Origin of the sequence: Enterococcus sp. DIV2402, assembly GCF_017426705.2 — a bacterium.
Classification (GTDB): Bacteria; Bacillota; Bacilli; order Lactobacillales; family Enterococcaceae; genus Enterococcus_F; species Enterococcus_F lowellii.
Window position 1 is genome coordinate 244,479 of sequence record NZ_CP147251.1, and the last position, 24,927, is coordinate 269,405.

The 24,927-nt window shown below is 37.6% G+C and carries 7 protein-coding genes; 2 read left to right on the forward strand and 5 right to left on the reverse strand.

Going from position 1 to position 24,927, the window contains the following annotated elements:
- Positions 1-10: 10 nt before the first annotated feature.
- Positions 11-871, forward strand: a complete 861-nt coding sequence (locus tag DOK78_RS01195; RefSeq protein ID WP_207871836.1) for an ROK family protein — start codon at positions 11-13, stop codon at positions 869-871.
- A gap of 60 nt (positions 872-931) precedes the next feature.
- Here the strand turns inward: DOK78_RS01195 and DOK78_RS01200 are convergent, their stop codons facing one another.
- From DOK78_RS01200 to DOK78_RS01220, 5 genes are all read right to left on the reverse strand, one after another.
- Complete coding sequence (locus DOK78_RS01200; protein ID WP_207871837.1) at positions 932-2,548, reverse strand: glycoside hydrolase family 13 protein; 1,617 nt, start codon at positions 2,546-2,548, stop codon at positions 932-934.
- A gap of 208 nt (positions 2,549-2,756) precedes the next feature.
- Complete coding sequence (locus tag DOK78_RS01205; protein WP_207871838.1) at positions 2,757-3,779, reverse strand: LacI family DNA-binding transcriptional regulator; 1,023 nt, start codon at positions 3,777-3,779, stop codon at positions 2,757-2,759.
- A gap of 335 nt (positions 3,780-4,114) precedes the next feature.
- Positions 4,115-6,181, reverse strand: a complete 2,067-nt coding sequence (locus tag DOK78_RS01210) for a methyl-accepting chemotaxis protein (protein ID WP_207871839.1) — start codon at positions 6,179-6,181, stop codon at positions 4,115-4,117.
- A gap of 387 nt (positions 6,182-6,568) precedes the next feature.
- Complete coding sequence (locus DOK78_RS01215) at positions 6,569-15,841, reverse strand: Cna B-type domain-containing protein (RefSeq protein WP_339076327.1); 9,273 nt, start codon at positions 15,839-15,841, stop codon at positions 6,569-6,571.
- Entirely contained in the window at positions 15,771-22,961 is a 7,191-nt protein-coding gene (locus DOK78_RS01220; RefSeq protein ID WP_207941481.1) for a SpaA isopeptide-forming pilin-related protein, read from the reverse strand. Before DOK78_RS01220 ends, DOK78_RS01215 begins: the two co-directional genes overlap by 71 nt.
- Positions 22,962-23,270: 309 nt before the next feature.
- Here DOK78_RS01220 and DOK78_RS01225 point away from each other — a divergent pair, with 309 nt between their 5' ends.
- Positions 23,271-24,755 (forward strand): helix-turn-helix domain-containing protein, encoded by a 1,485-nt coding sequence (locus tag DOK78_RS01225; protein ID WP_207941482.1) that lies wholly within the window; start codon positions 23,271-23,273, stop codon positions 24,753-24,755.
- The last annotated feature ends 172 nt before the right edge of the window (positions 24,756-24,927 follow it).

Genomic DNA, 24,927 nt, shown 5'->3' on the forward strand with positions numbered 1-24,927 from the left:
GAGAAAAAATATGAGTATTGCAGTCTTTGATATTGGCGGCTCAGCCGTAAAATATGGCTTATGGAATCAAGAAACATTGCATCATATCAACCAATTTCCCACCCCTGGTACGTTTGAAGAACTACAAAGTCAATTAAAAACCGTCATTGATGCTTACGAAACAACCATCACAGGCGTAGCCATCAGCTCACCTGGTGCGGTCAATGTGGCTGAACGTCGTATTGATGGAATCAGCGCTGTTCCTTATATTCATGAACGCCCAATTTTTGATGAGTTAGAAGCTTATCTAGGTTTACCTGTCGCAATTGAAAACGATGCGAATTGTGCAGGCATTTGTGAGATCGAAATTGGTGCCGGCCAGGAAGTACAACATGCCGTCTTTGTCGTCATTGGTACAGGTGTAGGTGGCGCCATTTTCATCAATGGTAAATTGTATAAAGGGGCACATCTATTTGGTGGCGAATTTGGTTTAATGCAAAATCGCAATGGCAATACATTAAGTTACAACGGAACAGCAGTGAATACAGCTGCGCGCTTCTCTGAAAAAATTGGCACCCTGATTACTGGAAAAGAATTATTTGAACGCAAAGATGCAGGCGATGAACAAGCGATTGCGGCTTTGAATAACATGTATCAAAATATCGCTGAAGCTCTGTATAACATTCAAGTATCGATTGATCCAGCAATGGTGATTATCGGTGGCGGTATTTCCGCTCGACCAGAAGTTACAGTAGAGGTTAAAGATCGTTTGCTTGCCTTATTAACAGAATCAGGCGTTCCTTCCATTATGCCGGAAGTATGCGCTTGTGAGTATCAAAATAATGCCAATCTAATTGGTGCTGCTTTTAATTTCCAACATATTCATTCTTAAAACAAACCTTTAAAATCTGTCACAAAAAAATTGCGCCTCCTGTTAAGGAAGCGCAATTTTTTAATTTACTTTCACAACAAATGCTTGCCATGGTTTTAATGTCAATTCTTTTAAGGTAGTCACTGGTTCATCATTACAAATCACTGTTGCGACCAATTCATCATCTATTGTGAATGGTTGTGGTTCATTCGAAAAGTTTGTCACAACTAACCATCGTTCAGCTTCATAAGTTCGGTAATAGCTAAACACTTCAGCAACCGTATCCACTAATTCAAAATCTCCCCAAACCATAATCGGATGATCTTTGCGTAATTGGACTAACTCTTGGTACGTGTAGAAAATCGAAGTTGGATCAGCCAAGGCAGCTTCAACATTGATTTCTTTGTAATTATCATTCAAGGCTAACCACGGTGTTCCCGAGGTAAAACCACCATTGGTAGAATCATCCCAAGCAATTGGTCGACGTGCATTATCCCGTCCTTTAGCATTGATTGACATTAAAATTTCTTCTTGTGTATAGCCTTCAGCCAAGCGTTCATGATATAAATTAACAGTTTCAATATCCTCCGCTTGAGAAATATCCGTAATTGGCGTATTGGTCATCCCAATTTCTTCACCTTGGTAAATATACGGTGTTCCTTTCATCATGTGCAATAAAATAGCCAACATTTTAGCACTTTGCACACGGTACTCTCCATCATTTCCCCAGCGTGAAATCATTCGTGGTAAATCATGGTTGTTCCAAAATAACGAATTCCAACCTTCATTCCCTAACTCAGTTTGCCATTTAGCTAAGACTGTTTTTAATTCCGCAATATCAATCGGTTTTAAATCCCATTTTGATTTTCCAGGTTGCTGATCCAAACCAATATGTTCAAATTGGAAAACCATAGATAATTCATGTCGTTCTGGATGAGAATATAATTTGGCAATTTCAGGAGTAGCTCCCCACGTTTCACCTACTGTTAATAAATCATGATTTCCAAATGTCGCTTGATTCATCTCTTGCAAATAGTCATGTAAATGTGGTCCATTACCTGTAATTCCTTGTAATGGCAATTTCCCTACTAAGTCAATCACATCCATCCGGAAACCGCCAATTCCTTTATCAATCCAGAAATTCATCATATCATAAACAGCTTGACGAACTTCTGATTTTTCCCAATTTAAGTCAGGTTGTTTTTTGCTGAAAAGATGTAAGTAATATTGCCCACTGGCGTCATCAAATTCCCATGCTGAACCTGAAAATGCTGAACGCAAATCATTTGGTGCCTCTCCATTCACTGGATCAGCCCAGACATAATAATCACGATACGGATTATCTTTGCCTTTTTTGGCTTCCACAAACCAAGCATGTTCATCAGAAGTATGATTTACAACTAAATCCATCACAATTTTAATCTTACGCTTATTAGCTTCAACTAATAGTTCATCCATATCTGCCATCGCGCCAAATTCATCCATAATGGCTTCATAATCTGAAATATCATAACCATTGTCGTCATTCGGTGATTGATAAACGGGTGATAACCAAATCGCACCAATTCCTAATTTTTCTAGGTAATCAAGTTTTTCAATAATCCCTCGTAAATCACCAATTCCATCACCATTACTATCGTTAAAACTACGTGGATAAATTTGATATACTACGACTTCTTGCCACCAATGCTTATTCATACTTTTTTCCTCCTAAACTGTTGTATCATTTACGATTTAATTTATTAATTGATGTTTGTATTTCACACAGGTGTTACGTAACACTAATTGTTATTTTTTTACCAGAATAAAAGAAATCACTTTTATTCTGGATTTGGAGATTGATTTAGGTGTTTCGAAACACCATATGCTAACACTATACAGTGTATCTTCGTAATAGTCAACGCTTTCATTTTATTTTTTTGACTGATTGTCCCTCGATAAATGTCGTTGTTATTTGAATGGTGCGTTTCGTAAGTTGTTGTCCTCTAATATCAGCTAATAATAATTGAATGCCCTTTTCAGCTTTTTGCAAGATATTTTGATAAACTGTCGTAATTTGTGGCGTAGCTAGTTTTGCTAATAACGTTCCATCGAAACCCGCAATCGAAAAGTCGTCCGGAATATGCCAACCATGATTGGATAGCACTGACTGCGCTCGTACTGCCATTAAGTCTGAAGCAAAAAATAATGCGGTAATATGACCTGCATGTTTTTTGGCAAATGCCTGAATAAATACTGCAAATGCTTCTTCACTATTCGGCGCACTGAAATAATTGGGTTTTAATTGATGCTCTGCTAAAGCTTTTTTAACCCCTTGTGCCCGTTTTTCATCAACGCCTATCCAATCCTCAAATGATTTGCCAAATGCGATAAAAGCAATTTCTTGATGCCCTTTAGAAACTAAATAGTGAGTCATTTCATAACTTGCTTGTAAATCATCCACCCCAATGTTTAAAATATCTGCCTCTTTTTGGGGATACATATCTAAAAAGACAATTGGAATCTTTAAGCTATTCGTCCATTCACTTAAATCTTTAGGCGATGTTCCCGATAAAACAACACCTTCTAAATCCCACATCTGTACTAACTTTACGCCATCATCAACAGAAGAGACACGTTGAAACATCATAAAATAACCAGCTTCTCTAATTGCAGTTTCCACAGCTTGTATGAATTCACCTAAATAAGGATTGTCATACGTATGCGTAGAAATCGCACGGTCATCTTGGAAAATCACACCAATGATTCGTGAGCCATTTTTTGCTAATAAACGTCCAGCCATATTCGAATGATACTTTAGTTCTTTTAAAGCTTGCTCCACCTTTAATTTCGTTTCTGCAGATACTTTAGTAGTTCGTCCGTGAATGACATTAGAGACAGTTGTTGGACTAACACCTGTATAGTTTGCAACATCCTTAATCGTAGGCATCGTTTCCCCTCCTTTTATTTCTTCTTTATCATACAATACTTTACAAGGAGTTTCTATAACTGTAAAAAAGATGACTGGAGTAATTGAAAGACAGGTTATTTTTCCGTTATTAGATGAAAAGATCAGATATAGTTCAATTACACCGCTTTTAGTCGTCCTAAAATGAAAAGTCAGAACAAAAATTTGCACTTTTGTTCTGACTTTTTCTATTCTATCTGCAAAAAATATCTTTGGAGAGCAATACATGAGAACTATGCTACTCTTTTATTAGAAGTTAGCTCCCATTTTTCCAAACTCTTCTTGTTATATTCCATCATTTGGCTATGCTTGTCTGATTAATCTTCTTTGACAAACCTTAACGAAGACATCATTCGTTTTAAATCAGTAGCAATGCTTTGTAAGTCTCTCACGTGACCAACAAACTCTTCCATTGTTGCCAAAACTTCTTCGGCATTGGCTGACACTTCTTGCGTTCCTGCTGCATTTTCTTCTGTTGAAGCAGAGATGCTTTCTAAATTCCCCAACACACCGCTTTGAATTGTGACAATCCGATCATTGGATACTTCAATCTCATGAATATTGTTAGCCATTGCTGAAGTGCGTTCCAACACATCTTGTGCTGAGGTAATAGCTTGATGAATCAAGCGTGTTTGATTTTCTCCACCTTCTAATGAACGAGAGACTTTTTCAACCATTTGATTCGATTTTCCTTGAATAGTGCTAATAATCGTTTCAATTTCTTTGGTCGAACTTTTGCTTTGTTCTGCCAATTGGCGAATTTCAGCAGCAACAACCGCAAAACCCTTGCCTGATTCACCTGCACGTGCTGCTTCAATCGATGCGTTTAAAGCTAATAAATTCGTTTGATACGAAATATCGTTGATTACATTAATGATTTGATTGATCGCTTGGATACTTTGATTCATACTACTCATTCCCGTAACTAATTCACTCATTTGTTCCATTTCTTGTTTCCAACTAGAATTTACTGCATCCATCACTTCCATGCTTTGTTGATTGCTTGAATTGGCATCTTGTGATTGATTATTTAATGCAATGACATTGGCAGTTAGTTCTCGAATAACATCTGATAGTTGTTGCATTTGGCTAACACTATATTCTGTTTCTTGCGCTTGTGTGCCGGTTACTTCAGCTACGCCAGTGATAGTGTCCGTAACTTCGCCTGTTGCTAAAGTGGTCTGTTGAGCTAACTCAAGTAATGCATCCGCCATTTCTGCAACTTGTTCGCTTTGTTTTTGTGATTGTACAGTTATGTTCTCGATACCATCAATCATTTCATTGAAATTGGCAGCCATGCGATGAATTTCTGTTCCTTGTTCATCTGGATAAACATAACGTTTTGCTCTAGTTTTCAGACTGAAACCTTTCTCCGTACCTTGTGTTGTTTTTTTAATTTTTTGATAGGTTCCAACCTTCATACCATTGAAATATGATTCAAAAATTGAAATAATCTCTTTGACAAGTTTTTGTACAATAAATGCAAAGAAACCAACTAAAATTAATAAAGCTATTGCCACAATTGCTGAAGAAGTCAATAACGCATTGGTTTCGATTTTGTACTCATTATCCATAATCGATGCAAACGCAAATGTTTGATTTCCTTCTTTGCCTTTATTGAAATAAACATTGGCTACTTCTGGATATTCAGGTTCCTTTGTTTTCACTTCAACTAGTCCTTGGGCTTCCTTATGTTCAAGCAATGCTGAAAATAGAGCCGTTTTAGAAATATCTTTTCCAACTTTTTCTGGATTTGCATCTGCCACAATAATACCATTCGTTGAAACCAGAGTAATCGAACCCGTTCGTCCAACTGTTAATTTCTGTAATAACTGCCCAATTTTCTCAAAAGAAATATTGATAGTCAGAACGCCCCAATCACCATCTTTATTTTTAATTAGTTTAGAAGCTGTCGTTAAATAATCATTTGAAGCAGCATCTTTGTATGGTGTTGTCCAACCAATTTCTCCCTGATTTTCTATCGCCAACTGATACCATGGACGTGAGCTAGGAACAAAATCACTCGGTAAATTATTTAAAGAAGTAAACCGATCATCAGATGTTGCAAAGTTCATTCCTTTAATATTTCCATCACCACGGGTTACTAACTCTAATACGCTATGAATCTCAGCTAAATCAAACTCTTCTTGAAACACTGGTAAAGTAGAAATTTCACTTAAACGAGTCTCCATCATCGTTAATAACATGTCTTTTTCAGTGATTACTGCTTGTGTCGTACTTTGTTGCGTCACTTCATTGCGCTCTTGTAATAAATCCATATTAATTTTGTATGAGCTCATTAACATAATTGCTACAGGTAATAACACTAGTGATATTAATGCAAAAAAAATAATTTTCCCAATGCTTTTTTGTCTCTTCTTCATAGTACTCCTCCTCATAATAAATGAATTCAAAAGTCTTTCTTAGAAACTTGCAACCGCTATCAAAAGAAGTTTCCATACCTTATCTACAAAAATATTCGCCTCACTACCTAGTGAAGCGCTTCTCGATTTCTGTGAATAACTCTAAAAATAGTTTGATGCAATTGATATTCCATTTGTTAGTCTTTGATTCAAAGTATCTATCGGTTCTTTTCATTAAATATTAATGATATAGATTGGTTTATTTTAAATAAAATTCAAATAATTAGACTACCAAAAAGGCTCTAAGAAATAGGGACAATTTCTTAGAGCCTTTACTATTTTTCACTTTCTTTTTACCACTATTCATTAACTAAACTATTTAGTTACGAAAAAGTAGTAGAAAGTTTTTTATTTTTTTCTGCGTTTTAGACCTAGTGTTACCGCACTACCGATAAGTCCCATACCAACAATGAACAGTAGCCATGATTGAACTTCTCCTGTTTGTGGCAGATAACCTGATTGATTGGAATTATCTGTTTTGTTATTAGTATTAGGAGAATTTGACGTCCCTGGTTTCCCATTAGATGTTGTGCCAGTAGTTGCGCTTGAACTATCTGTTTCTGTTGTACTGCTTGAGTCAGTCTCGCTTGTACTTTCAGTTTCTGGTGTACTGCTTGAGTCAGTCTCGCTTGTACTTTCAGTTTCTGGTGTACTGCTTGAGTCGGTTTCGCTTGGACTTTCCGTTTCTGGCGTACTGCTTGAGTCAGTTTCGCTTGTACTTTCCGTTTCTGGTGTACTACTTGAGTCAGTCTCGCTTGTACTTGTGCTTTCCGTTTCTGGCGTACTACTTGAGTTGGTTTCGCTTGTACTTGTACTTTCTGTTTCTGGTGTACTACTTGAGTCAGTCTCGCTTGTACTTGTGCTTTCCGTTTCTGGTGTACTACTTGAGTCAGTCTCGCTTGTACTTGTGCTTTCCGTTTCTGGTGTACTACTTGAGTCGGTTTCGCTTGTACTTGTACTTTCCGTTTCTGACGTACTGCTTGATTCGGTTTCGCTTGTACTTGTACTTTCCGTTTCTGGCGTATTACTTGAGTCGGTTTCGCTTGTGCTTTCCGTTTCTGGCGTACTACTTGAGTCGGTCTCGCTTGTACTTGTGCTTTCCGTTTCTGGTGTACTACTTGAGTCAGTCTCGCTTGTACTTTCCGTTTCTGTTGTACTGCTTGATTCGGTTTCACTTGTACTTGTGCTTTCCGTTTCTGGTGTACTACTTGAGTCGGTTTCGCTTGTACTTGTACTTTCCGTTTCTGACGTACTGCTTGATTCGGTTTCGCTTGTACTTGTACTTTCCGTTTCTGGCGTATTACTTGAGTCAGTCTCGCTTGTACTTTCCGTTTCTGTTGTACTGCTTGAGTCGGTTTCGCTCGTACTTGTACTTTCTGTTTCTGGCGTACTGCTTGAGTCAGTTTCACTTGTACTTGTGCTTTCGGTTGTTGATTCTTCTGGTTCTGTTGGCTGGTAAGTATTGGTTACTGTAAATCCGCTACTTGCACTGCCGGATACTTCGGAATCATACCCCTCTACTGGTATTTCTTCAATAGAATAGATGACTTTTTGACCTTTGAATGTTGCAGGTACTGTCGTGACAGCCTGCCAGTCTTCGCCAGTCAGAACTAAATCTTTTATGAACACATCGTTGGCATACAGTTTCACTGTTACAGTATCTGGACGTTTGTTTGCTTGGTTTTTCTCATCGATCCATTCTTTTGTTACAATTACTTTCATCGTGTTTAGATGATTAATCAGCTCTCCATCTCGCATTTCCGCAGTATAATCTGCGACAGGCTCTTCGACAACAGCATACACATAAGGTTTCCCTTGCGCATCAATTGTTGGTAAGTCTGCAAAATGATAATGCCAATTGTCCTCAGACAATGTTTGAGCTGGGACATCTGTCCAGCGTTCGCCATTTCGGGTTACATAGACTGTCACTTCTTCTGGACGCAGCTCATACTGATTGTCCAAATCATCCCAAATTTTATCACCTTCAAGTGTGGTTGTTTGCAGCGTGTTCGTAATAGTTAAGTCATCATCACTATATATGGTGTCATACCCAGCAACTGGGCTTTCAATAACACGATACGAGATGGTTTCACCAGTTGTATCTACTCCTGGTAAATTAGCAAAAGTATAGGTCCATTCATCGTCTTCATCCACAGTCGCTTCAATAGTTTCAGTCATAACTTCACCATCTCTAACAACGCTTCTTTCTGCCGGAACAAGTGTACCATCTTTGACTTTCATCACTTGTAGATGAATACTTTCTGGTCGCAATCCAAATTGATTGTCTTGATCACGCCATTTTTTCTCAATCGATAAGCTAGTTGTCTGCAACGAGTTCGTCATAGTGGTAGCTTCTGTCGTTGATGTATAACCTGACACGGCGTGTTCTTCCACCGTATAAATAAACTCTTTGCCTGTTGAATCATTGGCAGCTAGATTAACCAGCTTCATTTCCCAGGTCGCAGATGTTTTATCTAACGGCGTGAAGGTCACGTTTTCTCTAAAGAGCACTTTGGTTTCTGGTTGATCTTTTATTTCGCGGTACAAGTTGAATGTAATACTTGTTGGACGAATACTTTGATCATGTGCATCTTCCCAAACTTTTTTGATTGTAACATCGGTTGCTTTTAATTCATTAGTGATGACTTTGGTTTGTGCGTCAGAATTATCCACTTCTGTCGTATAGCCGGCTACTTCATGCTCTTCGACAGAATAAACATAGGCTTCCCCATCTTTATTCTTATCTGCTAATCCTTCAAATTTATAAGTCCAACGACTGCCGGAAGTTTCTGATGGACTAGGTTCCAAGCTCACCGCTTCTTTGAATAGTGTTTTTGTTTCTGGCTTGCCTTGAACTTGACGATATAAATTGAACGTAATACTTGCTGGACGAACACTCGTATCTTGTTCATCTTTCCAAATTTTTTCAACAAGAATATCGCCTTTTTCAAGCAATGTATTGGTAATGGTTCGGTTATCAGTTACCGTTGCTTCATAACCATTTGGAACATTTACTTCACGAATCGTATATTCATAAAGTTTTCCTTCGCTGTTATACATTGGTAAACCAGTAATTTCACCCGTCCACGTATTTTGGCTAAAGAAACCAGCATCATCTGGATTTAAAGTTACGGTTGGATGATTGGTAAAGGCTTCATCCACTTCGCCATCAATCATTGGGACTACTTCAAAAGTGACCGATTGACGACTACTATTGTCTGTATCATCTACCCAAACTTTCTTCACATCAATTTTTGTTGTTTGTAATTCATTTTCGATATTTTGAATCAATTTCGTAGCATTGTCTTCATCCGCAACAACATCATCTAAATGTGCTTGATAACCAGCTGGTGTAATCTCACGAACTGAATATTCAAACGGTTTGTTGGTATTTGCTTTTTCAAATGCTGGTAGCCCTGTAAAGTAATACTTGCCTTGCGAATCAGTTGTTGTCGTAATTGGTTCACCATTTGTATCTAATGCTGGCTGACCATCACGTAACAATTCAATTGTTACGGTAGTTGGACGAACAGTTGCAAATGATTCATCGCCAATCCAAGACTTCGTACCCGACAGACTAATTGGTGTCATCAACGTATTTTCTACCGTTAACACAGGTTCTGTACCAATTTGCCAAGCTACTTCAGAATTTGTTCGTTCATAACCTGGTACGACTTCTTCTTCAATCGTGTAAATATATTTCTCAGATACTTGATTATATGCTGGTAAATTATCAAATGTGTATTCCCAATTTTGGTTCTTAGTGGTAATTGTTGCTGTTACTAATTTTGGTTCTGTATCACTTGCTGTATGACGGTAAAGGTTAAGTTGAATACCGTCTGGGCGCGTTCCCCAGACATTATCATGGTCATTCCAAATTTTCCAACCAGTTAATGTAACTGGTTGGAAAGTATTCGTAATCGTTGTCGTCACTTCACCGGTTTGCTCATCCGTCTCATCTGTATAAGTTGTTTGATATCCATTTACAGGTACTTCTTCAACGGTATAAACGATTGGTTCACCCATTTGGTCAAATTTCGGTAAACCTGTGAACGAATGTGACCAGTTATCCTCGCTATCTGGTTCGACAATAGCTGTCACTAACTCTTCACCGCCCGCAACTAGTCGCGTTACTGGTTCTAATTCATCACCAACGTGACGCATTAAGTTCAATGTAATACTTGTTGGATGCGTGTTTAATGCATTGTCATTATCTGACCACACCTTCATCGCATGAACTTGCGTGATTTCTAATCTATTGGTAATCGTTACTTTTTGACCCTCACTACTTTTCTCAGTAGTAATTATTGGATCTTGATACCCATTCACATTTGCTTCTTCCACAGTATACGTATAATCTGCACCAGAAGCATCTTTAAGTGCTAAACCTGTGAATGTCGTACGCCAGCCGTTAGCTGTTAGTGTTGTTTCACTATTTACTTGAACTTCTTGACGTTCGTCTTCATCGGTGGTGTAACGATATAACGTAAAGTCAATATAATCTGGACGAATACTTCTGTCTGAAGTGTCTTCCCAAATTTTTTCAATAGTGACATCCGTGGTTTTCAACGTATTCGTAATGTCCACTTGTGTTCCTAATTCTGCCACATCAATTACGGCATCATAACCATCTGGAACCACTTCTTTGACTGTATAAATATACGTATTCCCATTTTTGTTTTGTTTAGCTAAACCTGTGAATAGATGGCTTAATTTGTCTGCTGTTAAGGTCGTTGTATTAACTAATTCTTCCATTTCTCCATCAATATGACGATATAACTGAACAGTAATGTCTGGTTGAATTTGTTCCGTATTGCCATCATTTTTATTTTCCCAAATTTTTCTGACAGAAATCGCATCTTGTGGAATTAATTCATTGGTAATCGTAGTCGTCAAACCAGCGGATGAAACATCACGATAACCGTGTGGTACATCAATTTCTCTCACACCATACGTATATTCTTTGCCATCTTTATTATGGGTTGGTAAGCTAGTAATTTCAGCTGTCCATTCATCGGTATCTGTCGTTCCTGTCACTTCAATTTGTTTGCGGTTAGTGAAACTCATGTCTTCTTGACCATCAATATAAGGGACCACTTCAAAGGTTATTTTATCTGGGCGACTTGTCTTGTCTGTTGCGTCTTCCCAAACTTTCTTCACTGAAATTTCTTTCGTTGTTTGTAACGTATTGGTTACAACATATTGATTTTCTTCCTCATCAAATGCATAGGTTGGTGTATAACCAGCTAATTCATCTGCTGCCATTTCTCTAGCAACATACACAAATGGTTTCGTTGAATCACCTTGCTGATATTGCGGTAAACCAGTGAATTCACCGGTCCACTCATTTGCTTCATTAAGAGTTAATTCATTGATGACACCTGCATCGGTCACTAATTTCAATTCATCATCCAGTTGACGGAAGAGTTGGACATGAATGCTAGTTGGTCGCGTTGCTTGTTTGTGGTCTTCATCACCTTGCCACACTTTTTTGACAGACAGTTTTTGATCCGTAATCAACCCATTGACCACGGTTAATCCTGTGCCATCATCTGTACGCGTGTATCCGTTAATAGCTTTTTCTGTTACGATATACGTGAACTCAGTCCCATTACCATCATATTTTGATAAACCAGTAAAGATATGACGCCATGTGTCAGCTGTCATTTCCCCAGTAACAGTCGCTGTAATTGGTTCCCCTTGAGTATCTAATGCCGGACTACCATTCCGTTTCAGTTCAAAGGTAATTGATTCTGGACGGGTATTCGCTTCATTCTGATGGTCCTGCCATTCCTTCGTTACTTCCACTTCATGTGTTAAATCCAGTGTGTTCATAACTGTTAGATGATCATCGCTATACGTTGTTGTATAGCCAAGAAGTGGTTTATCGGTCTCCGTTGGCATTTCTTGAACCACATATTCAATGATTGTTCCTTGATTGTCAACTTTCGGTAAATCAGTAAATGCGACTACCCATTTGTTGTCATCCTCATCATCTACGTCATCCTCGGTTAACGTTTTGGTAATTGTTTCTGACACTAACTCACCGTTTGATTCAGTAACTTTTTGAACAGGAACTAATCCTGAAGCTGTACGACGCATTAATTGGAAGGTTACTTCGTCTGGGCGTGTACCAAATGAATTATCGTTGTCCTCCCAAATTTTGGTTGCTTCCACAGAAGTTGTGTCTAACGTATTGGTAACTGTCGAACCTGTAATACTTGTTTCGTATCCTGCTACAGGGACTTCTGCAACCTTGTATTCATAAGCCGTACCGTTTGAATCGGTAGCTGCTAATTTACCAAAGTCATACATCCACGGTGCCGTAATCGGTTGACTACGCAACGCTTCTTCTGGGAAATCCTCCTCTGTCACAAGTTTACGATAAAGTTCAATCGTTACTTGAGCAGGACGTGCACTCATATTTTGTGCATCTTCCCAATCTTTGGTTCCTTGTATTTCTACACTGTTTAAAGTGTTAGTGATTGTTTTCGTTTGACCTTCATTTTCCAGAGTTGTCGTGTAGCCAGTTACTGCCTCTTCAGTTACTTGATAAATATATGGTTCACCATTTTTATCTTGTGTCGGCAGCTCTTTAAACACATAACTCCATGTCCGCGCGTTCTCATCGAAATCTTCTGCTTTTAAGATCTGCGTCTGATAAGCTTCGGTTGAAAAAGGCGTACCTTCAATACTACGATATAAATGAACGGTAATTTCACTTGGACGACTACTTGTATCATCTAAATCGTTCCATACTTTTTCAACCGCTACTTCTCCAGGTTTTAAGACAGTATTGGTGATTGTCACCTCATTGTCTTCTTGCTGGATATCTTTCGTATACCAGTCTGGTTTATCAGACTCATCTACTGTATAGGTATATTTTTTACCTTCTCGATTGTGAGTTGGTAAGTCGGTAAATTCAATTTGCCAGTTATCTGAGAGTAATAGTTTATTGGCTCTCGTTAATGATCTGGTCTCAACTTCTTCTGGTTGTCCGCCTTCAACTGAACGATACAATTTAAAGGTGATTTCATCTGGGCGGCTATTTTCCTCACCAGAATCTTCCCAGACTTTCGTTGCTGTCACTTTCGTTGTCTGCAACTTGTTCGTTAAGGTTCTATTTGCTGGATCTGGCGTAAATGTGTAGCCATTTGGAACTTCTTCTCGTACTAAATATTCATATTCTTCATTGGCTTGATTGTATTGCGGTTGGTTATCAAATGAATATTCCCAATCGTTTGCTGCAGTGATTTTTTGCTCTGTCTCTGCTAACTTAACAAAGTCATCTGTTGAATCTTTGACTTTACGAGTTAAATAAATCGTGAGTTCTGCTGGTAAAAAGTCCGCATCTGTAATTGGCGTGTTATTTGATCCCATCCAAGTTTTTTGACCCTTGATTTCAACTGGTGTTTCCAACGTATTTGTTAGTTCAGTTGCACCATCATTGCTACTGCTCACGTATCCTTTGACACTATCTTTGACGATATACGTAATTTCATTACCGTCCGCATCCAATTTTGGTAAGTCAGTAAATGAATAGTGCCCATTCGGTTCTTCCTCTGTTGCAACAAGTTTCGTCGTTACATCTTGACCGCCTTTTTGAACAGGGATTTCTTCACCTTTCACATACAAGGTAACATCAATGGCATTAATAGCTGCTAACGCTGGTCGTGTCGTATATTTATCATCGTCATCTTGCCAGTTTTTTGTACCTGCAATAGCGACAGTTGGTAGAGTGTTCGTAAGGGTTGTACCTGTTACTGAACTTTCATAATTTTTTGGTGTATTTGTTTCAACGACTGTGTATTGAATTTCTTTGCCGTCTTCATATTTAGGTAAACCAGTAAAGGTGTACGTCCATTCATCTGTAGCAAAGTCGTCAAGTGTCGCATCTGCTTGTGTCAATGAATTATCGTTTTTCACTACTGGAATAAGATTCGGTTCCTCGGTTGTACCAATGTTTTTCATCAAATTAAACGTAATTGCCGTTGGTCGTGTATTAAACGCATTGCTATGATCTTCCCACACTTTTGTAATCGTAATATCAGTTGGATCTAGCGTGTTCGTAATAGTCAATGGTTCAGCTTCAACAACCTCATCTGCATCAACAGATACCGGCGCACTGGCAGTATAACCTGCTGGAATATCAGTTTCTACTTCTGTCACAGTATACATGAATGGATTGCCCTCTTTATCAACTTTTGCTAAACCATTCCATGCCCCCTGCCAATTTGTTGTCAAATCAAGCGTTAGTGTACGTGAAACAAAACTTGGGTCTGTCTCGCCAGCTTCTGTTTGGCGAGTTAAGGTGAACCGGACACTATTTTGATGTTCGACAGTAAATCCGTGATCATCCCATACTTTTTTGACTGGGATATTTACTGTGTCTAGTGTATTGGTAATAGTCACATGTTTCCCTGTTTCAGTAGTGATAGCTGCTTGAGAAGTGTAGCCAAAAACAGCTACTTCCTCGATAAGATACGTGTATCTCTCATTGTCACTATTATATTTTGGTAAATCATCAAAAAGTGTTGTCCAATCATTATCTGCATTTAGTGTTGCTCTAGTAAGTTCCACCGGATTGTTGGCATCAGTTGTATAACGAGAAAGGATAACAACAATACTTTCTGGTCGAATGCTTTCATCTGAGGTATCTTGCCAGTCTTTCGTCACTGAAATTGCTGTATCTGGAACAAATGTATTGGTAATCACTTGCGTACCATTTTCTACGATCGGTCCACTTGGTGTGTAGCCATCATTTAAATCTGTTTCACGTACTTGATAGCTATACGCGTTACCATTCTTATCATACGTTGGTAATCCAGTAAAGCTATACTCCCAATCATTACCTGTTAGTTGATGCGATGCGATTGCTTGCCCATCCACTTCTGTTTGTCCAGCTACATAGCGATCTAAAACAAACGTAACCGAAGCTGGTCGATCATTATAATCTGCTGGTTCTCCCGCCCATCGTTTTGCGACTGGCACATCTGTTGTTTTTAATGTATTCGTAATTTCTTGTCCATTTAATGCAAACTCTAAATCGTCTTCTTCATAGCTTACTTCATAACCATTTAGGCTTTCAGACGCTACTTCTTTGACTGCATATTCCAATTCAACAAGTTCATCCTCGATGTTTCGGTATTTTGCAAGACCTCCAAAAGTATATGACCACTCAGCTGTAGAACCTGAAATAGTTTGAATGTTTGCTGGTGTCACAGCTACAAATGGAGCTGAACTATTTTTCTCACGACTGTACAATTGTAATTGAATACTTTCAGGACGTGTCATTGAGGCAACTGCTGCATCGCCTTTCCAAACTTTGGTCACTGTAATAGATGTCGAATCTAGCGTATTGGTTAATTCTGTACCGTCTATATTGCTACTACTTGTATATCCAGCAATCGAATCTCGTACTGTATAGCGAATAAGATTACCCGATGAATCAAATTTTGGTAAGTTCTCAAATTTATACGTATTGTTTGCTTCAAGTGTTGCAGTCACTGGGCTGCCATTTTTTAACACAGGATCGCCATTACCTAATAACTCAATTGTGACTGGTGTTGTCGGGCGTGACTGGTGTTGTCGGGCGTGACTGCTGTGAATTATTTCCATCATTCCAAACTTTTTCACCAGATACATCTGTCAATTCTAAAACGTTGGTTACCGTTTTTCCTTCATCAGAGTACTGCGGTGTTTCATAATTGGCTACTTTCGTTTCTACCACACTAAATGTATAGGCATTGTTTGCTTCATCGTATTTTACGAGGTCTTTAAACGTATGTGTCCACACTTCTTCACCGTTTACTGTTTCTGGTGTGACATCTACTGGGTCTACGCCAGGAACGTTTACTGCTGGATTATCTCCAACTTGTCGTTGTAAAGTTAATCGAATACTTTCAGGACGTGTATTAAAGGCGTTTTCTTGATCATTCCATACTTTCGTCACTTCAAACTCAGTTGTTTCTCGAATATTAGTGATTTCAGAACCTGACGCAAATGATGCATTTCCATCAGCATCAATTTCAAAAGTCAATGCATGCCAATTTTCTTCATCAATTTCTTCAAATCTTACTGGTGCAGACGTTTCTTCAATTGTATATGAATCTGGGCGCAAACCATTGATAGTTACTTGACCATTGCTGCCTGATGTAAATAGCACAGCATCAGCTTTCACTGTTGTCCAATCGGCATCTATATCTACCCGATTATTCGGCCCAGTATAGTACTCGGTTGAACCACCCTTGTCTCTAGAAAGAATGAAGATTGCACCATCAACAGCCGTTTTGTCTAAGCCTTGTTTTGCCTCACCGTATTTCGTGAAGGTAATTCGAGTTAACTCATTAGTCAAACTAGCTATTTTAGCTACCGGCTCACCATTTGCTGCCCCATCAATTGTAACTGGAACTTTTGTGGCATTTAATTGATAACCTGGTGCAGGTTTTGTTTCTACAAAATAATAATCACCTGGCGCTAACTCATCAACTAAAATATGACCATTTTCATCGGTTGTTAAAGCTTCTTTAATTGGCGTGTCTTCTCCATTTCGATAGAATGCAAACTCCGCCCCTTCAATGCCTTCATTGCTACCATTTTGTTTTGTAAAACTAACTGAACCTTTGTAGTTTTTCAATTCAAGTTCGTCTGGAAAAACTTGTTCATGCTCATTTTCAATGTCTCCAATAGTAAAAGTTGCTGAACCAGCAGTATTAATCAAATAACCTTCTGGTGCACTTGTTTCAACAAAGCGATAGGTTCCTGATCCTAATCCCGTCACATGAACTTTCCCGTCTTTGATGGTTACCGTTCCTTGAGGCGTTTCTGCTGTATCGCCATCTTTTACGACTTTAAACGTTGCATCTCCATCCTCTAAAGGAATTTGATTGCCGTCTTTGTCTTGTTTGATTAAAGTCGCTGATCCTTGATAATTCGTTAAAACCATGTCTTCAGAAACAGCAGGAGCACTTCGATCGCTTCTAATCCCTTGAGTTACTTCGACAGTTCCATCTGGGGTTTCGAATGGAATCGTAAATTCATAAGTTACATCTGTACGAATGTGATTTTTAGGTGGTGTTTTTTCTTCGATAATATACGTTTTTCCAGCGTCTAAGCCAGTAACGAATACTTCATTGGTATTTCTAAACGTTACATTACCAACCGGTTTTTTCATTAAATCTGTTCTATCATAAACAATAAATTCAGCATTTGAACCTGATAAAGAAATCGGATTTCCATCGTCATCAACTTTTTTCAGAACAGCTTTACCTTTATGGTTCGTTACACGCTGTTCTACTGTAGCATTTGAACCCGGATATCCTTCTTGAATAGTAATTGTCATACTACTTGTCATTCGAATATATCCATCTGCAGAAGACACTTCTTCTAATTGATACTCTCCATCAACTAGTCCTTCAAAGATGTAAATTCCAGTTGCAGCATTAGTTGTAAATATTGAACCAGTTGGATTGAACATCGCTAATCCATTACTATCTATTCCGTCATAATAATTCCCATCAGCATTCTGCAAACGGAACGTTGCCGTTTTATTAATATTAGTAATTGAACCATCTTCAAATTCTTTAATTACACGTATCTTACCACGATAATTTGTAAAAGATTTTGATAGCTCTAATTTGCTAGTCTCGTTATCATTGGCTGTCGAAGAAACTGTAAACGTTAATGGCGTCGTATTACGTAAATATGTTGACTCAGCTGGACCACCAGTTTCTCGTAGTTCATAACTGCCGGCACCTAAATGTGGAATCGTAATTTCTCCATCACTATCAGTTACTAATCCTGTTTGAATTCGAGTAGACCCCCGATACAAATCAAATGTATAGCCACTCTTATCAGTTACATCGTTAGATTCAAAAACTTTAGTTAAAGTAAAGTTTGCTTGATAGTTAATCATCGTTTCTTGGGTATCATAATCAGCTTGTGGTACTGTCGCTGTTCCCTCAGTTTGTTCACCTGTGATTGTAAATGCTACATTTTGTGAGTTTAAAATATACCCATCTAATCCACCTGCTACTTCTACCTCTTCAAATTCGTAATTTCCTGCACCTAAAGCTGGACTTATTACTTTATTGTTTTCTTCTTCAAACCGCTGTGCATTCGCTTTGTTTCCCCAAGTAATAACACCAGTAGTTGCGTTCTCACTACTATAATATTGTCCAGTGGCTACATTTTTAATAACAAATTTTGCACCAGATGTTGGTTCCGTACTAGTATAGACTTTTTCCATAAATGCTTTACGACGATAATTGACTAACGGATCCTCATCTTCGTTTAAGTCAACATCTACTGCACCCTCTTCTTTTGTAGGGTCAATTGTAAAATTCGCTGATTTAGTAGGATTAAGAATATAGTCTGGTGCGGCTTTTTTCTCTCTTAAATAATACGTTCCTGGAGCAATTCCTTCGATTTTCACTTCACCAGAGGCCGTTGAGGTAGCTTCTTTAGCAGGAATAACTGTATCATCAGCAGCATTGACTAATTCAAAAACTGCCCCGGCTATTCCCTGATTATTTTCATTAACCTTTTTCCAAGTCACTGATCCTTGATAATTAACAATCTTGACTGGATCGATAAGTGTTTGAGTGCCGTTCGCATTCTCTTTTACTTCAAACGAAATCGGTGCTGTATTACGAATGTAGCCCTCAACTGCTTGCTCTTCAATAACGTAATAGTTGCCTGGTTCTTTAAGTTCAAGGGTTAAGCGCCCATCTTTTGCTTCATAAGGCGCATTTTCGGTTACTTCAACTCCATCAGGTGCTTCACCTTTAAATAATTTGAAGGTTGCAAAATTTGTTTGATTACCAATTAAATTACCATTTTTATCTTCTTTTCTTAACTCTACTTTAAACCGTGGATCTTCAACTTCAAACGCTAATGGCGTCGTTTTATGGTTACTATCAAGATTCAAATAGGTTGAAAAACCTTTTCCTGTTCCTGGTCCACGATCAGCATATTTAGGATCAATCGCATAGCCACCAGGTGCTTTACGTTCCACAATTCGATACGTACCTGCCACTAAATTAGGGAAAATTAATTCACCCTCTGCATTTAAAGACTCGGTCATTAATTGCGTACGTCCACGTGAATCCCATAATTCAAATATACCTTGCGTGGCATTTGTAGAATCTAAGGCTTGATTTTCACCTTTTTTAATAATTTTCAAATCGCCACGTTTACCTTTACCTGTACCTTTTGAACCAGAAATTCGGACACCTTCTGCAGAAGAAGAACCTCCATCTGTAAGCTCCCCTGCATTTCCTGTAATTTCATATTTATTACTGACTTCTGCAAATGCACCTGTCGCATCAATCATTGTTTCATATTCTAAAATATACGGTTGGTCAATAACATCATTGAACGATAGCGTAAATTGCTTTGCACTATTATTGATTTCAAGAGTGTACTCACTTGAATCTGCAAGTTCTCCTTTTTCCACATCACCAGTTGCAGATAAGCTTGCTTTATAGACTTTAATGGTGTCTGCTAAAAGCATACTATCACTATCCTCAGGCGCATCTTCACCAGAAATAGTATCCACTAACTTATAATCACTAATGGTTGACCCATTAGGATTCAATTCGATTTTCCAAGCTAGGCGATTGGTGCCTTCAATTTGTTTTCCTTCTTTAACCCCAAATTCATTTCCGTTACGTACAATAACCTCTTTTTCTAACTCATAGGCTTTGTTGCCATCTACTATAACTGATGCCGTGTTTTTGACTGTCGCATCAACTACTTTGTCATCTTTAAATTTTGTTTGGAAGGTTATGCCTAATGTTTTCTTTGCTTTGGTTGAGTCATCAAACGTCACTCGGATTTTGGTTGGGTCTGACGTATCTACCGTAAACCCACTTGTTAATTCTTCTGTAATTGTAATCGCACCTGTACTAGGATCAATTTGATACACATGCGCTTTAACACTATCTGAAACTAATTCTTGATTCCCAGGCAAAACGTCTTCAATTACGTAAGAACCATGAATATCCTTGCTTTCGTAGTTAGTATTAATAACCCAGTCAATCGTTTTTTCTTGTGGGTTATAGGTTCCTTCTTTATCCCCATTATTTCCAGTAAATTCATGGTTTTCTGGTAGACCGGGGGTTTCGGTTTCATTTGAATGCTTGTTTTCTTGAGAATCTTCCCAATCAATTTTGACATGATTAGGGAAACGTGTTGTTTTATCTTCTTGACGTTCAAAATTCGTCACATACGTCAACGTAAAGGCTTCCTCTGTCACGGCATAATCGCCAATAAAGGTCAGAGTAAACCCTTCATCATTTGGTGTTTTCTCAAATTCATAGTCGGTACCTTCAATTAAAAGTGTCTCTGATCCTTGGACTCTTAATTCAAGACTGTCATCAACTAATGACAAACCTTCAGGAAAGGTATCATGAACAATCAAATGATGCATCTCATACTTATTATTATTCAAGCCAATCGACCAAGCAATCGTTTTGTTCTCATAATTTGGCGTTCCTGTTTTGATAACACCTTGTTGTTCAAATGTTCCGCCACTGTTACTTTCAGAATAACCATCTGCAGCAACAGTGTTTTCTAAAGAAACGTCATTCCCATCAATTTGCTTGTCCAAGGTTGTTTCATACTCAATGATATACGTGGTTCCATCAATTTCTCCATCAAAGGTTAGAGTGAAACCTCCTGTAGTTTCTCCAGAAGTTTCTTGTTCAGTAATGGTATATCCTGAGGTAATTGGAGAACCTTTTGTGACTGTTCCATCTTCTGAATTAACCGATGCTTCATAAACACGCACAGCATCTTTATCAAAAATCATTGGTTGATTCCAAGTATCAGTGAAAACACCTTGACCCGCTCCAATTTTTTTCATGCCTGTATTGTATTCGATTTGCCAAGTCATGGTTTGTGTCGCAGGATTATAATTAGTTCGTGTTTTATTTAATAGTTTGCCATATTTAGGTGTAACAGAAGCAGAATCACTGACATCTTTACCATCATCAGATAACGTCACTTCATTTTCCCAAACACGAGGGTTCTCTGGATCATCTTCAAAATCGTTATTTTTTACATCAGTCTTATAAGTTATTCGATACGCTTGATAAGCAGCATCGCCAGACAATTCATTAAATTTGATTTCTAATTCATTGTCACTATTTTTAACAATTGTATACGCATCAGACGCTAAAGGTGTTCCTTCTGATCCAGGAAGAACTTTTCCAGTCGCTACATCCACTTTAACAGGATAAATGACAATAGAGTCAGGAACTAGGGCTAAATCAGCGGGAATATTATCAGTAATCGTCGGTGCTACTAGTTTATCCATTGAAGTATTGATATCTACATTCCAAGTAACTGACTTAGGTTGGAATTTACTATCTAATTTTCCTTCCTTAGAAAGTGCTGTTCCTCCAGAAGGTTTGAAATAAATCACGATTTTTTCTTCGTTCGATTCGCTAAAAGGATTGTCAAATTCTAGTGAGGAACCTTCTTCAATTTTCGTTACATCAATAAATGAAAAGATTTCAACTTTCCCTTCAACAATATTCTCTGTGGCTGCTCGCTCATTAAATGTAAAAGTCACTTGACCTTCAGCAGTAATCACGTATTCACCATAATCACCCAAATTTCCTTCAAAAACAATTGAACCTGGGGCAGCATTGATGTCTAATATTTTAAATAAAGCTTCAGGTAACTGGAAGTTGTAGGTATCACCAGCAATTACATCACGTAAATCGCCTTCTTCTAGTTTCCAATCAAATGCAATTTTTACACCTGCTTCACTATACGGGTCTAACGGATGATCCGCAGATGGTGGATTTCCTTGGCTGTCAGTTAGAATAAAATCTTTAAGTGTGATTTCATCATCAGACAATTCTTTTGGTTCTGTCCGTACTGGCTCATCTTCATCAGCCTGGGGACCAACTTTAGCGGCTGATTTCGTCGTTTTCTTTTCTGTCGAAGACTCAGTTGTTTCTTTGATTGATGATTCAGTTGTGGCTTCTGCAGACGTATCGCTGACTGACTCAGAAAAATCTACTTCACTGGGTGTTGTCTCATTCTCTGATTCTATTGTTGTTGATTCAGTAGTTTCTGTAGATATTGTTTCTTCTGTAGTAGTTGAATCAACCGTTTCAGTTTTTTCACTCATGCTTTCAACAGTCGATTGACTGACTTCTTGTGTTTCCTCTACAGTAGTTGCGGTTTCTTTCTCAGATTCAGGTTCAGGATCCGCTTCGGCTTCACTACTTGTTTCTTCTACAGTAGTCGTTTCGGTCGTGCTTTCTGCTACTATTATTTGTGGTATTTTTATGTTCTTTTGCTGATTGCCGTTATCTGTTGTAACAATCAACTCTTGGTTAGTAGCAGTTTTGGCAACACTAAGTTTTAACGGGACTTTTGCTGTCGTTGCTGGTTCTACAATCACTTCAATCTTTTTTTGATTGACTTTAACAATTACACCTGTTGGTAATGGTGACGTACTAGATGACAATTCAACTGATAAGTTTGCTTCAACTAAATAAGTCTGTTCTTCATCTGTTTTATTTGTCACTTCGGTTTCTAGAGAAACTGTCGCTACTTCTTGCTCATCCTTTGTTTCCACTTCTAGTTTATTCAGCAAAATCTTATTTTCGACTTGCAAACTATCTGTATCAGCAATTGCCAAAATAGGTGTCATTACACTTTGAATGAGTAGTACAACCAACATAAGCAACACGGAAACTTTTTGTACACTTTTATTCTTCATCTTCCACTTCACTCCTATATTTCTACATATCTTCTACAACCAAATATCCTTACTTAAAACAGCTCTTTACATGAAAAAAACGATTACTATTTATCAATTGTTGATACAAATAGCACCGTGCAAATAAAAACTGAAAATGATAACGAACTTGGTATTTTCACTAATTTTTAAATAGTAAATATCACTCTAAGAATAGCGAGTTCAGTTTTAAATAGAAACTTCAGTTTTCCAATAACTGTTTTTATGTTTGTGACATTATCAAACGCTACTTCCCTTGATAAAATAAATAGAAGAATGAGGAACACTGACATGGAGGTGGAAGAATATTTAGTATTCTTTTTTATTAGGATGACTAAAGAAGAAATTATGGATAAATTAAACTCAAAACTTTTCTTAAAAATTAAAATTATTGAAATTCTAAGCAACGAAGCCACCTATCTTTCTACCCAACAATTAACTGAACGATTGGGGAATATCAGTGTAAATACGGTTCGACTGACTTGTTTAGAGTTACAGCAAGATTTTGAAAAACTCTATACAGAAGAAGAAGCGAAACTCATTATTAGTACACGTCACGGCATTCAATTACTACGCAAAGATATCAATATCCAACTACTAGTTGAAGACTTTTTCATGAATGATTTAAGTTATAAAATATACCAAGCCTTACTCCTACATAAAGAAGTTTCCACGCTGGATTTTTGTGAACAGCATTTTATTTCTAAATCAACACTTGCTCGCTACTTAAAACGCTTAAATCGTATTTTAGCAAAACGTCAACTACGAATTTCACTTTCTGATAAAATGATTTTGTTAGGACCGATCAGCAAAATTCGCTCAAATTATCAATATTATTTTTTTATGGTGCATCGACGTTTGGATCGATTGACTTGGTTTCCAAATACAGACAAATACCTCAAAAAAACGAAAAAAATTCTTGCTCATTTAAACATCGAGGTTAGCCAAAATAAATTGCAAACATTAGGTTTAATGACTTTAATATTTGAACAAACTGCTAAACATTATGGTTCTGTTAGCTTAGAAGAACCCTCAATGCAATACCATTCGTTTTACCAATTCACTAAAAAACCAACCTTTTTAACAGATTGGTCTGAAGAAGATTGGCAATTTTTTACATTGAGTTTATATTCATTAAATATTGGTGCGCCTAATTCTTTTATTGAGAAAAAAGAAACACGAATCTTTAAAAAAGATATTGATATTTGGTTAACAACCTTTGAAAAATACTTGCGTCCACTGACTTCTCAAGAAAAGACGTTGTTGGCTACCAATTTAGATCAACAAATTCAGTTTCACTCAATGTTTATACTCAACAGCTTATTGTTGAGTATTCTAGGATTGCAAAATTTCGGTAGTTTTAACGACGATTTTCCTATGTACCATCAGCAATTTGAGCTATTTTGGGAAAAACTCACAAAAAAAGCAACACGCTTTAAAAATTCTGATTATCATAAATTAACTTCCTTTTTGTCTTGTACAGCGATTATTGATCCAACAATGTTTAATCCAACCGTCAAATTATTTATTCACTCAGAATCATTTTCTTTACACAAAACATTTATGGAAAAGCGCATTAATTATTTCTTGTCACAATACAATGTTCTTTTTGTTTCGGATTACCAGGATGCTCAACTAATTATTAGTACTACGACTGTTTTTGAAGTTGTAACGAATACGCCAATCATGTATGTCTATCCTTCTTTAACAAATGTTGATTTACAAAATATTGAAACTTGTGTCAATCATTTATTTCCTTCAAAAAATCCAACATAAAAAGCATTTCCTCAACTTTTCTAAGACAAAGTTAAGAAAATGCTTTTTTACTGAGTACATCCTAGGTAGATATAGGTAATTAAACACTTGCTATAATAGACTTTATAACTATTATTATTCAACTTCACTGGTGAATCACCACGGTTCAACCTAGAGATTACTAGGTAATTAC

Bases quoted from the DNA above. Each gene is read 5' to 3' on its own strand.
- DOK78_RS01195 (WP_207871836.1), top strand. From the start codon at position 11: ATGAGTATTGCAGTCTTTGATATTGGCGGCTCAGCCGTAAAATATGGC.
- DOK78_RS01200 (WP_207871837.1), bottom strand. From the start codon at position 2,548: ATGAATAAGCATTGGTGGCAAGAAGTCGTAGTATATCAAATTTATCCA.
- DOK78_RS01205 (WP_207871838.1), bottom strand. From the start codon at position 3,779: ATGCCTACGATTAAGGATGTTGCAAACTATACAGGTGTTAGTCCAACA.
- DOK78_RS01210 (WP_207871839.1), bottom strand. From the start codon at position 6,181: ATGAAGAAGAGACAAAAAAGCATTGGGAAAATTATTTTTTTTGCATTA.
- DOK78_RS01215 (WP_339076327.1), bottom strand. From the start codon at position 15,841: ATGATGGAAATAATTCACAGCAGTCACGCCCGACAACACCAGTCACGC.
- DOK78_RS01220 (WP_207941481.1), bottom strand. From the start codon at position 22,961: ATGAAGAATAAAAGTGTACAAAAAGTTTCCGTGTTGCTTATGTTGGTT.
- DOK78_RS01225 (WP_207941482.1), top strand. From the start codon at position 23,271: ATGGAGGTGGAAGAATATTTAGTATTCTTTTTTATTAGGATGACTAAA.